Origin of the sequence: Acidisoma silvae, from assembly GCF_020618775.1 — a bacterium.
GTDB lineage: Bacteria > Pseudomonadota > Alphaproteobacteria > Acetobacterales > Acetobacteraceae > Acidisoma > Acidisoma silvae.
Genome location: NZ_JAESVB010000004.1, coordinates 173,027 through 186,350 on the forward strand (window position 1 = coordinate 173,027; position 13,324 = coordinate 186,350).

General features: G+C 64.9%; 14 protein-coding genes. 4 read left to right on the top strand and 10 right to left on the bottom strand.

Going from position 1 to position 13,324, the window contains the following annotated elements:
• Nucleotides 1–129: 129 nt before the first annotated feature.
• The 4 genes from ASILVAE211_RS11405 to aroB form a co-directional block, all read right to left on the bottom strand.
• Nucleotides 130–1,038, bottom strand: a complete 909-nt coding sequence (locus tag ASILVAE211_RS11405; protein WP_319799557.1) for an ABC transporter permease — start codon at nt 1,036–1,038, stop codon at nt 130–132.
• A gap of 197 nt (nt 1,039–1,235) precedes the next feature.
• Nucleotides 1,236–2,519, bottom strand: coding sequence for an ABC transporter substrate-binding protein (locus ASILVAE211_RS11410; RefSeq protein ID WP_227321445.1), 1,284 nt, complete (start codon nt 2,517–2,519; stop codon nt 1,236–1,238).
• A gap of 28 nt (nt 2,520–2,547) precedes the next feature.
• Nucleotides 2,548–3,576, bottom strand: a complete 1,029-nt coding sequence (locus tag ASILVAE211_RS11415; RefSeq protein ID WP_227321446.1) for an ABC transporter ATP-binding protein — start codon at nt 3,574–3,576, stop codon at nt 2,548–2,550.
• Nucleotides 3,577–3,896: 320 nt separating this feature from the next.
• A complete protein-coding gene (aroB, locus tag ASILVAE211_RS11420; RefSeq protein ID WP_406566050.1) occupies nt 3,897–5,612 on the bottom strand; it encodes a 3-dehydroquinate synthase in 1,716 nt (571 codons plus the stop codon).
• 15 nt (nt 5,613–5,627) lie between these two features.
• On the opposite strand from aroB, the gene ASILVAE211_RS11425 reads away from it, so the two are divergent.
• Nucleotides 5,628–5,771 (top strand): hypothetical protein, encoded by a 144-nt coding sequence (locus ASILVAE211_RS11425; protein ID WP_227321447.1) that lies wholly within the window; start codon nt 5,628–5,630, stop codon nt 5,769–5,771.
• A 41-nt stretch (nt 5,772–5,812) separates the two neighbouring features.
• Here the strand turns inward: ASILVAE211_RS11425 and ASILVAE211_RS11430 are convergent, their stop codons facing one another.
• Nucleotides 5,813–6,676, bottom strand: a complete 864-nt coding sequence (locus tag ASILVAE211_RS11430) for a DMT family transporter (RefSeq protein WP_227321448.1) — start codon at nt 6,674–6,676, stop codon at nt 5,813–5,815.
• A 107-nt stretch (nt 6,677–6,783) separates the two neighbouring features.
• Here ASILVAE211_RS11430 and ASILVAE211_RS11435 point away from each other — a divergent pair, with 107 nt between their 5' ends.
• Nucleotides 6,784–7,491: a helix-turn-helix transcriptional regulator gene (locus ASILVAE211_RS11435; RefSeq protein WP_227321449.1), complete on the top strand. Its 708-nt coding sequence runs from the start codon at nt 6,784–6,786 to the stop codon at nt 7,489–7,491.
• Nucleotides 7,492–7,511: 20 nt separating this feature from the next.
• Here the strand turns inward: ASILVAE211_RS11435 and ASILVAE211_RS11440 are convergent, their stop codons facing one another.
• A complete protein-coding gene (locus ASILVAE211_RS11440; RefSeq protein ID WP_227321450.1) occupies nt 7,512–7,829 on the bottom strand; it encodes a HigA family addiction module antitoxin in 318 nt (105 codons plus the stop codon).
• Nucleotides 7,804–8,082, bottom strand: coding sequence for a type II toxin-antitoxin system RelE/ParE family toxin (locus tag ASILVAE211_RS11445; protein ID WP_227321639.1), 279 nt, complete (start codon nt 8,080–8,082; stop codon nt 7,804–7,806). The genes ASILVAE211_RS11440 and ASILVAE211_RS11445 overlap by 26 nt, the downstream gene beginning before the upstream one ends.
• Nucleotides 8,083–8,150: 68 nt before the next feature.
• Here ASILVAE211_RS11445 and ASILVAE211_RS11450 point away from each other — a divergent pair, with 68 nt between their 5' ends.
• Nucleotides 8,151–9,083, top strand: coding sequence for a site-specific tyrosine recombinase XerD (locus ASILVAE211_RS11450; RefSeq protein ID WP_227321451.1), 933 nt, complete (start codon nt 8,151–8,153; stop codon nt 9,081–9,083).
• Between the two features lie 45 nt (nt 9,084–9,128).
• On the top strand, nt 9,129–9,656 hold the full coding sequence (locus tag ASILVAE211_RS11455; protein ID WP_227321452.1) for a DUF3833 family protein: 528 nt from the start codon (nt 9,129–9,131) through the stop codon (nt 9,654–9,656).
• On the opposite strand, the gene ASILVAE211_RS11460 is transcribed toward ASILVAE211_RS11455, so the two are convergent.
• From ASILVAE211_RS11460 to obgE, 3 genes are all read right to left on the bottom strand, one after another.
• Nucleotides 9,643–10,851, bottom strand: coding sequence for an acyltransferase family protein (locus tag ASILVAE211_RS11460; RefSeq protein WP_227321453.1), 1,209 nt, complete (start codon nt 10,849–10,851; stop codon nt 9,643–9,645). The two genes, ASILVAE211_RS11455 and ASILVAE211_RS11460, sit on opposite strands and share 14 nt — an antisense overlap.
• Nucleotides 10,852–11,088: 237 nt before the next feature.
• Entirely contained in the window at nt 11,089–12,237 is a 1,149-nt protein-coding gene (gene proB, locus ASILVAE211_RS11465; RefSeq protein WP_406566051.1) for a glutamate 5-kinase, read from the bottom strand.
• The gene (gene obgE / locus ASILVAE211_RS11470) at nt 12,234–13,280 is read right to left on the bottom strand and encodes a GTPase ObgE (RefSeq protein WP_227321454.1); all 1,047 of its coding nucleotides are present in this window, start codon (nt 13,278–13,280) and stop codon (nt 12,234–12,236) included. Before obgE ends, proB begins: the two co-directional genes overlap by 4 nt.
• Nucleotides 13,281–13,324: the final 44 nt, after the last annotated feature.

Consider the following 13,324-nt stretch of genomic DNA (forward strand, 5'->3'; position numbering starts at 1 on the left):
CGCGTCGCTGTCGCTCCGTCATGCCCGCGAAAGCGGGCATCTTCTATGGGCAAGCCCTTGGGCGGCAGAGGATGCCCGCTTTCGCGGGCATGACGGGGTTGTGGCGATGAGACGTTGAACGATGCCACCTCACAGCTCCTTGCGGATATCGACCACGCGCAGGATCAAAAAAACCATGATCAGCACGATGGCGAGCAGGATGACGGCGTTCGCCGCCGCCGCCGGATATTGCAATTGCGACATTTCGTTCTGGATCATGATGCCGACCGAGGCGCTCTGGCCGCCGCCCATGATGCTGACGCTGACGAAATCGCCCATTACCAGGGTGATGACGAAAATGGTGCCGATGCCGATGCCGGTTTTGGACAGCGGCAGGATGACGTTGAGAATCGTCTGCCAGAAGCCCGCGCCATTGTCGCGCGCCGCTTCGATCAGCGTGCGGTCGATGCGCATCATGGAATTGAAGATGGGTGTCACCATGAACAGCGTGTTCAGATGCACGAAGGCCAGGATGATGGCGAACTGGCTGTAGAGCAGGAAGGTCAGCGGCTGATGGATGAGGTGGAAATGCAGCAGCACGCTATTGACGATGCCGTTGCGGCCCAGCGCCGGAATCCAGGAAATGGTGCGGATGATATTGGACGTCAGGAAGGGGATTGAGCAGACGAGGAACAATCCCATCTGCCAGGCCGCGCCGCGCACTTCGAAGGCCAGGAAATAGGACAGCCAGAAGCCCAGGAACAGCGTGATGGCCCAGGTGATGACGGCGTATTTCAGGGTGACGGCGAAGGTCTGCCAGGTCGCTGCCGATGACACCGCATCGATATAGTTCTGGACGACGAAGCTCCAGATGATCTGGACGGAGTTGTAGTCCAGGAAGCTCACGACCACGAGCATCAGGATCGGGATGACCAGGAAAATCCCGAGCACGATCGCCAAGGGCGTGGCCAGCAGCCAGGCGCCGGCGGAGGTGCCGCCGGGCTTTGCGCCAGAACGTGCTGTCGGGTTGGCTGCAGCGGCTTTGATCGTACTGCTCAAACGAGCCAGCTCCCTTGCCTTTGACTTAGCGTTTGTAAGGTCAAGTCGAACACCACCCCACAGTGTCATGCGCGGCTTCATGCCGCGCATCTACCCGGTTTGGCGCCGTGACGGCCTTTGGGCGCCGCAGCGGGTAGACCCGCGGCATGAAGCCGCGGGCGACAGAAGGGAGGTTTGAGACCAAACCGGAAACGGCCTTACGCGACCGAGAACTCGTTCCATTTCTGGATCAGGTAGCGGTCGTTATCCATGACCGAGTTCCAGCAGGCGATATGGCCGATGCGGTCATAGTAGGATCCGCCGTCGCGCACGTCGCCGATCTTCGCGATCTGCTGGCCCTGCGGGCTCATGATGGCGGCGGTGGCCGGCTTGCCTTCCATCCAGTAGCCCCATTCGTTCGGCGACATGTATTTCTGCGCCGTCGTCAGCACCGCCGAGTAATAGCCCTGGCGGTTGAGGTAGGCGCCGGTCCAGCCCGACAGATACCAGTTGATATATTCATAGGCCGCGTCGCGCTCGAGGCCGGTCAGGTGCTTGGCGATGCCAAGACCGCCGCCCCAGCCGCGATAGCCTTCGGCCAGCGGCTGGAAGGTGCAGGCGATGCCCTTGGACCGCACGGCGGTGACGGCCGGCGACCACATCGACTGGATGACGACCTCGCCCGAGGCCATCAGGTCCACGCTTTCCTCGAAGCTCTTCCAGAAGGCGCGGAACTGGCCGGCCTTTTTCTGCTCGATGAGGAATTTGATGGTCTTGTCGATCTCGGCCTTCGTCATATTGCCCTTGTCGGCATATGTCATCAGGCCAAGGCTTTCGATCGTCATGGCGGCGTCCATGATGCCGATGCCGGGGATATTGATGATGGCGGCCTTGCCCTTGAAGGCGGGGTCCACCAGTTCCTTCCAATGCGTGATCGGCTTGCCGACCAGATCAGGGCGGATGCCCAGCGTATCGGCATTATAGATGGTCGGGATCAGCGTCATCCATTCGGTGGGTGCCGCGGCGAATTTCGTGGAGCTTGCGCCCTCAACATAGCTCACGCGGCAGGGCGCGGTGCCCTGGCCGACGGAGGCGGTGGGCGTCACCTTGCCGTCTTTGAACAGCGGCACGATGTCTTCGTAATACTTGATCTTCTTGATATCGAGGGGCTGCAAGCGGCCGGTCGGGAAGACCTTTTTGACGGTGAAATATTCGATATCGGCGACGTCATAGCTATTGGGCTGGGTGATGGCGCGGATGGCGGCGGCGTCCGTATCCATCGCCGTCATGGAAATGGTGATGCCGGTATCGGCCTTGCAGCGTGTCGCGATGTCATTGAGGTTCGACACGCCGGTGCCGAACTGGCGCAGCGTGATGTTCTTGATGTTCTGCGCCCAGATGGTCGGGAAGCCGGTCATGGCGCCGGAGCCGATGGCGGTGCCCGCGACAGCGGCGGCGCCTTTCAGCAGGCCACGGCGGTCGATGGTTTTTGTCTCGGTCATTTCCAAAGATCCTTTGTTGTGAGCGTGATCAGAGCGTAACGGGATGGGCGTCGGTGGCGGCCCAGGTCAGGCTGGCCGTTTCGCCTAGAGCCAGCGGGGCGGCGAAAAACTGGTCGTCCGGTACCAGGGCCACGACCTCGCCGGTCGCGGCCGTGGCGATGCCGACTTTGACGACGGTGCCGAGATATTCGATCGATGACACCGCACCGCCGATACTGCCCGCATGGCCGTCTGACGGGCTGGGGGACGCGATGCGGCAGCGATCCGCCCGCACGGCGAAAGCGCCGCCGTCCGCGCGGATGACGTTATGGCCGCCCATGAAGCGCGCCACGAAGGCGGTGGCCGGGCGGTTGAAAATCTCCTGCGGCGGGCCGGATTGCACGATGATGCCGTGATCCATCACCACCACCAGATCAGCCAGCGCCAGCGCTTCTTCCTGGCTATGGGTGACATGAATGAAACTGATGCCGAGTTCGCGCTGCAGGCGCTTCAGCTCCTCCCGCATCGTGCCGCGCAGGAAGGGGTCGAGCGCCGACAGCGGCTCGTCCAACAGCAGCACCTTGGGCCGGGTGATCAGCGCGCGCGCCAAGGCCACCCGCTGCTGCTGGCCGCCCGAAAGCTGGGCGGGCAGGCGGGCCGCGTATTTCTCCATCTCCACCATGGCCAACAGCTTGCGCGCTTCCGCCCGGCGCGCGTCCTTCGCGACACCGCGCATCTTGAGGCCGAAGGCGACGTTGTCGACGCAGTTGAGGTGCGGAAACAGCGCGTAGTTCTGGAACATCATCGCCGTGCCGCGCTTCACGGGCGGCAGATTGCCGACATTCTGCCCGGCGATGATGATGTCGCCGTCGCTGATATCCTCATGCCCCGCGATCATGCGCAGCGTAGAGGTCTTGCCGCAGCCCGACGGGCCGAGCAGGCAGCAATAGGTGCCGCGCGGAATGCGCAGGTTGATGTCGCTCACGGCAGTCGTATTGCCGTAGCGCTTGGTGACCGAGATCAGCTCGACATCCAGAACCGTCGTCACAATGGCACGCCCCGCGGCAGTGGTGGTCACCGCTCTCACGCAAACGTCATGCCAAAGGGGATGACACGAAGGGCGTCAGTCCGGCCTTGAGCCGGAATCTTCTTACTGCGGTGCCGGGGAAGAAGATCCCCGTGACAAGCGCGGGGATGACGGTGGCAAAAAACGTTAGGCCAGAAATGCAAAAGGCGCCGCGAGGGGCGCCGTCTGCATCGAAACGACCAAACTGTGTACAGTTTGTGGGCGTTGTCTTGGGTCGCCCGCGGACTTGTTCCGCGGGCCTACCCGGCTGGGCGCCAAACCGGGTAGGCCCGCGGCACAAGGCCGGGGACGACACATCTTCAGTTCAGCTCTTAAGCCTCGCAGCCGGCCTCGCGCAGCAGCTCCACGACAGCCTCGGGCGGCACGTCGCGGGAGGTGAAAGCCTGGCCGATGCCGCGCGCCAGCACAAAATGCAGCGCGCCGTCGCGCATCTTCTTATCCTTGCGCATATGGCCGACCAGCTTTTCCACCGAAAAGCGGCGGTTGAGCATGGCGATCTCGGACGGCAGCCCGACGCTGTCCAGATGCCGACGGATGCGCGGCGCCAGATCGGGCGCGCAATGGCCGAGCTTGGCCGAGAGGCCGAAGGCAAGACCAAGGCCGATGGCGACAGCCTCGCCATGCAGCAGACCGGCGCCATAGCCGACCTCGGCCTCCAGCGCATGGCCGAACGTATGGCCCAGATTGAGCAGCGCGCGGCCGTCATTGGGCTTTTCCTCGCGCTCGTCATCCCCCACGACACGCGCCTTGAAGGCGCAGGCAACCTGAATGGCCTGGGCTTGCAGAGCCCGATTGCCGGAGACGACACCGCTGCCGTTTTCCTCGCACCAATCATAGAAAGCGGCATCGCCGATCAGCCCGGTCTTGACGATCTCGGCATAGCCGGCGCGCAGTTCACGCGGCGGCAGGGTGCCGAGCGTATCCGTATCGGCCAGAACCATGTGCGGCTGATAGAAGGCGCCGATCAGGTTCTTGCCCTGCCGGGTATTGATGCCGGTTTTGCCGCCGACGCTGGAATCGACCTGGCTCAGCAGGGTCGTCGGCACCTGCACGAAGGGCAGGCCGCGCATGGTCGCCGCCGCCGCGAAGCCGGCGAGATCCCCCACCACGCCACCGCCGAGCGCGATGACGGCCGTGCGCCGCTCCACCGCCAGATCCAGCAACTGGTCGATGACCGAGGCCCAGGTTTCGATGGATTTCGAAAGTTCGCCGGGCTCCACGACAATGGTCTCAGTCGTGAAACCGGCCGTTTCCAGGCCCGTCAGCAAGGTTTGCAGATGCAGTCCGGCGACCGTCTTGTCGGTCACGATCACGGCGCGGCGCTGGGGCAATACGGCGCCCAGCAGACCGCCGGCGCGGGTAATCAGGCTGCTGCCGATGATGACCTGATAGCCGCCGCCGGCCAGAACCACGGGTACGGACAAAGCCGGCAGATGGTCCATCACGGTCTCGGCCATGCGGGTGGCCATGGCATCCACTGTTTCGTCGCGGGAATCGATCACGATATCGGCCTCGGCATAGATGGGATGGCGGAGCTTCATCAGCCCTTGCAGAATGGTGCCCGGGTCGCCGCTCATCAGCAGCGGGCGATGGGTGCGCCCGGCGACTCGTCTTAACAGAAGCGGCAGTGGCGCGCGGATCCAGATGGACAGGCCTTTGTCGCGGATCACCGTGCGGGTCGCCGGGTCCATGAAGGCCCCGCCGCCGGTGGCCAGCACGATTCGCGGCCCTTCCAGCAGCCGGCGGATCACCCGGCGCTCGACATCGCGAAACGCCGGTTCGCCGAAACGCTCAAAAATTTCGCTGACCGTATAGCCGGAGGCCGTTTCGATTTCCTGATCGGCATCGATGAAGGTCAGGCCCAGAGTCGCGGCCAGACGCTTGCCCACAGCCGTCTTGCCGGCGCCCATGATGCCCACCAGCACGATGCTGCGATCAGCCAGATGGCGGGGCAGGGTATCGCCCGTAAGGTCGTCGTCGTTATTGCGCGTCATCAAGGCAGAGGTTAGCACAGCCGCAGTTACCACGGGCAGGCCCACCCTATGCGCAGTTTCTTGTTGGTTCTCATCGTCGTCCTGTTGGTCGTCCTCGGCGGCGGGTTTGTGGCTTTGGGCATGTTTCCCCTGCCGCTGCACCAGCATCAGGTGCATGAAATCCTGCCAAACAGCATGATTGACAAGACCTAACGGCTAATAGCCGGCCCGCGCCGGGGCCTGAGCGCCAGCCGTCAGGCCGGCGCGGCAGCCGGCTTGCGCTGGGGCAGAACCGTCCACAGCACTGCCGCCATCACGATGGCGCCGCCGATCAGCGTCGCGGACGGCGGCACCTCGCCGAATCCCAGCCAGACCCAAAGCGGCGCCAGCGGCGTATCCAGCAGGCCCAGCAGCGCGCCCTGGGTTGCCGTGACATGGCGCATCCCCAGGCTGAGGAACAGCAGGCCCAGGCCGAGCTGGCAGATGCCGAACAGCAGCAGATAGATCATCGTGCGCGGAGCGAGCGGCCAGAAATGGGCGAAGGGCGCGGAGGCGAGGGCCGTGATGACGCACATCACCGCGACCGCCGGCATCATCGACCCCTGACGCCCGCCGCGCCGCAGCATGACCATGGTGATGGCGAAGGTGGCGGTCATGCCGACCGCCAGCAGGTCGCCGACCACATGCCCGGCATGGATCGCGCCATGCGCCATGACGGCGACGCCGACCAGCGCCAGCAGGCTGCTGGCCAGAACCCGCCAGCCCTCGCGCTCGGCCAGGCAGACCCAGGCCAGGGCGGCCGTCATGAAGGGCAAGGTCGCGTAGATAATCGCGACATCGGCGACCGTCGTATGCCGGAAGGCGCTGAGATACAGGTAGGAGGAGAAGCCGCCCATGCAGGCGACCGTCAGGCCGGTGCGGCCGATGGCCCGCGTCTGCCGCCAGGCATTGCCACGATAGCGGAGGATGACCAGAACCGTCAGCATGATGCCGGCGATGATGGACCGCCAGCATAGCAGGCTGACCACATCGAGCGGGATCAGCCGGGTGAAGAATCCGGCCATGCTATAAGCAACGGCCGAGGCCGACAGAAACCCGATTCCCAACCACCGCTGCATATCGCTGTCCGTATCCTGTCGCGTGATCGGGGTTATAACGAGGATGGTCTGACAGCGTGGTGTCAGCAACCGTGCCCAAGGGCCAGAGCTAAAAGGGGCGGTCTTTCATGCGACCGGCGGATCGGCTGTTCGACATCATCCAGTTGCTGCGATCGAGCCCGCGCGCGCTGACGGCTTCCGCCATTGCTGGACGGCTGGAAGTCTCCACCCGCACCATCTACCGCGATATCGCGAGCCTCCAGGCCAGCGGCCTGCCCATCGATGGCGCCAGTGGCTTCGGCTATGTGCTGGGGCCGGGTTACGATCTGCCGCCGTTGATGTTCACGGCCGAGGAATTCCAGACCATTGCCGTCGCCCTCGATCTGGTGCGCCGCACCGGGGACCGCGGCTTGCAGGAGGCCGCCGCCGCCGTGCGCGCCAAAATCCTGGCCGTGCTGCCGTGCCAGCCAGCGCCCGTGGCGGAGACGCCATTTTATGTCTGGGGGCGCGGCGCGTCCGTGGCGCCGGCCGTCTGCATGGCGGAGGTGCGGGACGCCATGCGCGATGCCCGCAAAATCAGCATCGGCTATGTCAGCCGCGACGGCATCGAGACGCGCCGCATCGTCTGGCCGCTTGGCATCGCCTATTTCGGGGAATCGACGCTGCTCGGCACCTGGTGCGAATTGCGGCAGGACTACCGCCATTTCCGCGCCGACCGGGTGCAGGATCTGGTGATCCTGGATGACACCTATCCGGCCGACCGCCCCGGCCTGCTGGACGGGTGGCGCGCCTTGCAGACCGCCTATGAGGCGCGGCAGACGTCCTTCACATCATGACGTCAAACGCCACCAGACCCTCAGGCGGCAATGCGGCGAACCACGCTTGCGATATGCGATCCGCTTTCCGCTTCGGTGACTGCCAGATCGTAGGAGGATTGCAGGTTCATCCAAAGCCGCGCGGAAGTTCCGAAGAAGGCGGCCAGCCGGAGCGCGGTATCGGCGGTGATGCCGCGCTTCCCGGTCACAATGCTGGCGATCCGGCTTTGCGGCACGTCCAATGCCCGCGACAGGGCCGAGACCGACAGGCCGATCGCCTCCAGCTCTTCCGACAAAATGACACCGGGATGGACCGGCGCCAGTTTGACGGCGTCAATGGTAATCGACGATTTCGACATCGTTGGCGTCTCCGTCATGAAAGGTGAAACAGATCCGCCATTGATCGTTGATGCGGATGCTGAACTGACCCCGGCGGTCACCGCTCAATGCCTCGAAGCGATTGGAGCGCAGTTTCATCAGGTCTTCGATGCAAGACGCGTCGCGCAATACCGCAAGCCGGCGCGTGGCCTGCTGTTCAAATCCCTGGAAATCAGGAACGCGCTGGCCTTGCAGAAACCGAGCCGTCCGTTTGTCCGCTGCGGACTTAATCATACGGAAAACATAATCCGAAAAAGGATATCCGTAAAGCGGATAGATTTGGCAGAATTGCGGACCCAAGCATGAACCGTCACCTCGAAGCTTTTCTGGAAATGATGGCGGCGGAGAAGGGGGCGGCGCGCAATACGCTGCTGGCCTACCGCACCGATCTGGAAGACGTGCTGGCCTTCCTGCGCTCGCGGGGCGACGACCTGTTGACCTGCCAGACGGCGGCGCTCCGCGCCTATCTGGCCTCGCTCACCGATCTGGGCCTGTCCGAACGCACCCAGGCGCGGCGGCTGGCCAGCCTGCGTGGCCTCACCAAATTCCTGCTGCGTGAGGGCATCCGTGCCGACGACCCGGCGCGCCTGCTGTCATCGCCCAAGGCGCGGCCGGTCCTGCCCAAAAACCTCACCGAGACCGAGGTCGATACGCTTCTGGCGACGGCTGCGTCCGAGGCCGCCAAAGGTCCGCGCGGGCTGATGCTGCAGGCCGGTCTGGAAATCCTTTATGCGAGCGGTCTGCGCATTTCCGAATTGCTGTCGCTGCCCGCCGTGGCGCTGACGCGGGACGCCGAGATGCTGATGGTGCGGGGCAAGGGCGGCAAGGATCGCGTCGTGCCGCTGTCCGAGACGGCGCGGGAGGTCGCCCGCAAGCTCCGGGACACGCATCCCAAGGGCAGTAAATGGCTGTTTCCGGGGCGGGATGCGCGGCAGCCGCTGACGCGGCAGGCCTTCTTTCTGGCGCTCAAGGATGCGGCGCTGAAGGCCGGGCTGGACCCGGCGCGGGTATCGCCGCATGTGCTGCGGCATTCCTTCGCCTCGCATATGCTTGGGCGCGGCGCCGATCTGCGCAGCCTACAGATGCTGCTAGGCCATTCCGACATCGCGACGACCCAGGTCTATACCCATCTGCTGACTGAGCGGCTGCAAAAGCTGGTGGAAAACCACCACCCGCTGGCGCTGGCCTATGTCGAGGGCGGCAAGGTCGTGCCGCATCCGGCCGCCGAGGACTGACGTTAGACAAGGGAAACATGGCCTCCAAGGCCGGGAGCTTCCCTCATGCGCGTCCTCGCCATCCTGTCTATCGGCGCGCTTGCCGCGCTCTCCGCCTGCGCGCGGCAGCCGGTCACCGCCTTTTCAGGCCGCGCGCCCACTTTCAAGGTCGAGGATTTCTACAACGGCCATTCCCGCGGCTACGGCTTCTTCTTCGACCGCAACGGCAATGTGGTGAAGCAGTTCACCGCCGATGAAAACGGCATGTGGGACGGCACCACCCTGCGCCTGCACGAGCATTACCTGTTTTCCGACGGCAAGACCCAGGACCGGGACTGGACCTTTCAGCGTGACGCGAGCGGCACCTGGATCGGCCATACGCCCGATGTGGTCGGCGTGACGCGCGGCCAGACCGCCGGCAATGCCTATCGCATGCATTACGTGTTCAATCTGGCCAGCAGCGGGTCGAACCATACCCTGACCTTCGACGACTGGCAGTGGATGGTGGCGCCCAAGATCATGATGAACCGGGCCTGGGGCACGAAGCTCGGCTTCGAATTCGGAGAGATCGAGGCGACCTTCATCCACGACTGAGGGCGCGGGGCTGCGCCTGCGGGCGCAGCCATGCGACCGTACGGTCGCCCAGGCGCCGGACGATGCTGCGGCCCGGCACCTCCACCCAATGATGCAGGACATGGCCCACGGCATAGAGGCTGGCGATGAGGAAGACCGCCGACATGGTCTGCGCCACCACCGTCGGCATGGTGCTGGGCAGATGCTTGATCAGCCAGTGGATGAGGCCGATCCAGACATTGTGGATGACGTAGATCGTGTAGCTCAGCACGCCAAGCTGCATCAGCGGCTTGCAGGAAAACACGCGGGCGAGCGCCCCCCGGTCGCAGGCAAGACACAAGACCAGAAGCGGGAAGGCCGGGTAGATCAGCTGATCCGGCAGATGCAGCAGCAGCCCCAGCATCAGATAGGCCAGCACGGCCCAGCCGATGCCGGAGGCCGCGCAGCGTCTGGCCGGCGGCCATTGATACAGCCGGTAGGTCAGCAGACCGAAGGTGAAGCCGCCCAGGCAGCGCAGCATGGGGATGAAGGTGCGGCCGTCATAGGCATCCAGCGCGCCATTGTGATGCATGCCGTCATAGCCGGTCAGCGCGCCCGCCGCGATGATCAGCGTGGCGGCGGCCAGCAGCGACAGCATGGCATAGGCCGTGCGGCGGAACAGGATGCCGCCGACGATGAAGGGAAAGACGAAATAGGCGCCCCATTCGGTGCTGATCGACCAGGTCGGCGTCGTTACCGCCTTCGCCACGCCCCAGGACTGGATCATGAAGATATTGGCGATGATGTCCTTCACCGGCATCGGCAGGTTCATGGCGAACCAGCCCCCCGGCACTTGCAGGCTGCCATAGACCGCCAGGGAATAGGCGATCCGCAGCGCCAGGAAGGTGATGTAGAGCGGGTAAAGCCGCGCCACGCGTCGCATCAGGAAGGTGAAGAAGCTGGGCAGGGTCACGCGGTTGCGGAACATGCTGCCATAGGTCAGCGCCATCACGAAGCCGCTGAGGACGAAGAAGATATCGACCGCCAGATAGCCCCGCGCCACCAGATGGCTGATGCCATAGGGGAAATCGGCGGCGGGATAGCTGTGATAGGCGATGACGATCACAGCCGCCGCGCCGCGCACGCCCGTCAGCGCGTCGATTTCGTCCTTGCCCTTGGGCACGATGCGATCGTCGCGGATCGCGGACCGGTCCAGGACCGCCGTTTGCTGCTCCATGGAACGGTATAAAGGGGCGGTTGCCGGCTTTTGCACGGCTCACGACATGGCGAGGGCGGAAAAGCGGGGCGACGCGGTCTTCAAGCTTTGGCGAGCGCGGCCTTGGAGTTTGTTGGGCCGGGTCAGTGGCCCTAGCGTCATGCCCGCGAAAGCGGGCATCTCCTTGGCCCAATCGTGGAAAAAGAGGATTCCCGCATCCGCGGGAATGACGCGGTTTCCGTAAAAACTCGATAGGCCCTACAGCAGCACCAGATCATCGCGGTGGATCAGCTCGTCGCGGCCGCGCCAGCCCAGAAGGGCTTCGATCTCTTCTGAGCGATGGCCCGCGATGCGCTTGGCATCTTCGCTGCTATAGGCGGAAAGGCCGCGCGCGATTTCATCGCCTGCCGGTCCCAGCACGCGCACGGCGTCACCGCGCGCGAATTCGCCGCCGATGCCGCGCACGCCGGCCGGCAATAGGGAACTCCCGCCAGACAGCGCACGGGCCGCACCGGCATCGACCGTCACGGCGCCAAGCGGCGACAGGCTGCCGCCGATCCAGCGCTTGCGGGCCGAGCGTCCGTCTTGGCTCGGCAGGAACCAGGTGCAGCGGGCGCCATCCACCAGCGCCTGCACCGGATGGGCGCGATGGCCTAGCGCGATGGCCATGGCGCAGCCGGCACTCGTCGCGATGCGCGCCGCGACCAGCTTGGTGCGCATGCCGCCGGAGGAATAGCCCGGCGGCGGTTCGCCACCCATGGCGTCGATCTCAGCCGTCATGCCGGTCACCACCGGAATATGCTGGGCGTCCGGGTTGCGGCGGGGGTCGGCGGTATAGAGGCCGTCGATGTCGGACAGCAGGACAAGCTGGTCGGCCTGCACCATCTCGGCCACGCGGGCGGCCAGCCTATCATTGTCGCCAAACCGGATTTCGGCGGTGGCCACCGTGTCATTCTCGTTGATGACCGGCACGCAGCCCAGCGACAGCAGCGTGGTCAGCGTCTCGCGCGCATTGAGGTAGCGGCGGCGGTCCTCGGTATCTTCCATCGTCAGCAGAAGCTGCGCGGCGGTGATGTTTTGCGCCGACAGCGCCTCGGTCCAGGCCTGGGCCAGGCGGATCTGCCCGACGGCGGCGGCGGCCTGCTTTTCCTCCAGCCGCAGCTTGGGCTGCGTCAGGTTCAGCGTGCGGCGGGCCAGGGCGATGGCGCCGGAGGAGACGACGATGACCTCCGTGCCATGGGCGCGGAGTGCCGCGATATCCTCGGCCACCTCGTTCAGCCAAAGCTGGCGCGGTGTCGCGGCTTCGCCATCGACGACAAGCGCGCTGCCCAGCTTGATGACGAGGCGGCGCGCCTGGTTCAGGGCCGGCAGGCCGGCTGTTGACAGCGCGGCAGCCGTGGCACTCACGCCCGCGCGGCCCGTCGGGCGGCGGCCTTCTGCGCTTCCTGGCGGTCGGCGCGGGCCACGTTCACGAAGTTCATCAGCGCGCGCAGCACTTCCGGCAGGCCATCACCCGAGACGCCGGAGGCCACGAAGACGGGCGAGCCCGAGGCCTTGGCCAGAGCCGACTTGCGGGCCGAGAGCTCACGCGCGGACATGGCGTCGGATTTGTTGAGGACGAGGATTTCCGGCTTGTCGAGCAGGCCGGCGCCATAGGCTTCCAACTCGCCGCGAATCGTGCGCCAGGAATCGACCACGCTGCCGGCGGCGCCGTCGACCAAATGCACCAGGGCGGCGCAGCGCTCGACATGGCCCAGGAAGCGGTCGCCCAGTCCGACGCCTTCATGCGCGCCGGCGATCAGCCCCGGAATATCGGCGAGGACGAATTCCTCGTATTCCGTGGGGCGCACCACGCCCAGCTGCGGCACCAGGGTGGTGAAAGGATAGTCGGCGATCTTCGGCTTGGCGGCCGAGACGCGGGACAGGAAGGTCGATTTGCCGGCATTGGGCAGGCCGACGAGGCCGACATCGGCGATCAGCTTCAGGCGCAGCCAGATCCAGCGTTCCTCGCCCGGCCAGCCCTTATCGGCCCGCGTCGGCGCGCGGTTGGTGCTGCTCTTGAACATGGCATTGCCATGGGCGCCATCGCCGCCACGGCAGAAGACGATCCGCGCGTCCGGGTGATCGAGGTCGGCCAGCATGGTCTCGCGGTCATCGGCGATGATTTCGGTGCCGACCGGCACCTTGATGGTGATCGATTCGGCATCGCGGCCGGTGCGGTTGCTGCCCGATCCGTTGCCGCCCTTGGGCGCCTTGAAATGCTGGCTGTAGCGGAAGTCGATCAGCGTATTGAGATCGGCCGAGGCTTCGAAAATGATATCGCCGCCGCGCCCGCCGTTGCCGCCGTCCGGCCCGCCGAATTCGATATACTTTTCCCGGCGGAAGGCGACCGCACCATCCCCGCCGTCGCCGGAGCGGACATAGATTTTGGCTTGATCGAGGAACTTCATAAACGCACCGGAAAAAAAATAGGGGCCGACAGAGCCGGCCCCTT

What these genes read in the sequence shown, in the direction of transcription:
- ASILVAE211_RS11455 (WP_227321452.1), top strand. Translation starts at nt 9,129, where the DNA reads ATGCGCGTCCTCGCCATCCTGTCTATCGGCGCGCTTGCCGCGCTCTCC.
- ASILVAE211_RS11460 (WP_227321453.1), bottom strand. Translation starts at nt 10,851, where the DNA reads ATGGAGCAGCAAACGGCGGTCCTGGACCGGTCCGCGATCCGCGACGAT.
- ASILVAE211_RS11435 (WP_227321449.1), top strand. Translation starts at nt 6,784, where the DNA reads ATGCGACCGGCGGATCGGCTGTTCGACATCATCCAGTTGCTGCGATCG.
- ASILVAE211_RS11425 (WP_227321447.1), top strand. Translation starts at nt 5,628, where the DNA reads ATGCGCAGTTTCTTGTTGGTTCTCATCGTCGTCCTGTTGGTCGTCCTC.
- obgE (WP_227321454.1), bottom strand. Translation starts at nt 13,280, where the DNA reads ATGAAGTTCCTCGATCAAGCCAAAATCTATGTCCGCTCCGGCGACGGC.
- ASILVAE211_RS11445 (WP_227321639.1), bottom strand. Translation starts at nt 8,082, where the DNA reads ATGATTAAGTCCGCAGCGGACAAACGGACGGCTCGGTTTCTGCAAGGC.
- ASILVAE211_RS11430 (WP_227321448.1), bottom strand. Translation starts at nt 6,676, where the DNA reads ATGCAGCGGTGGTTGGGAATCGGGTTTCTGTCGGCCTCGGCCGTTGCT.
- ASILVAE211_RS11450 (WP_227321451.1), top strand. Translation starts at nt 8,151, where the DNA reads ATGAACCGTCACCTCGAAGCTTTTCTGGAAATGATGGCGGCGGAGAAG.
- ASILVAE211_RS11440 (WP_227321450.1), bottom strand. Translation starts at nt 7,829, where the DNA reads ATGTCGAAATCGTCGATTACCATTGACGCCGTCAAACTGGCGCCGGTC.
- ASILVAE211_RS11410 (WP_227321445.1), bottom strand. Translation starts at nt 2,519, where the DNA reads ATGACCGAGACAAAAACCATCGACCGCCGTGGCCTGCTGAAAGGCGCC.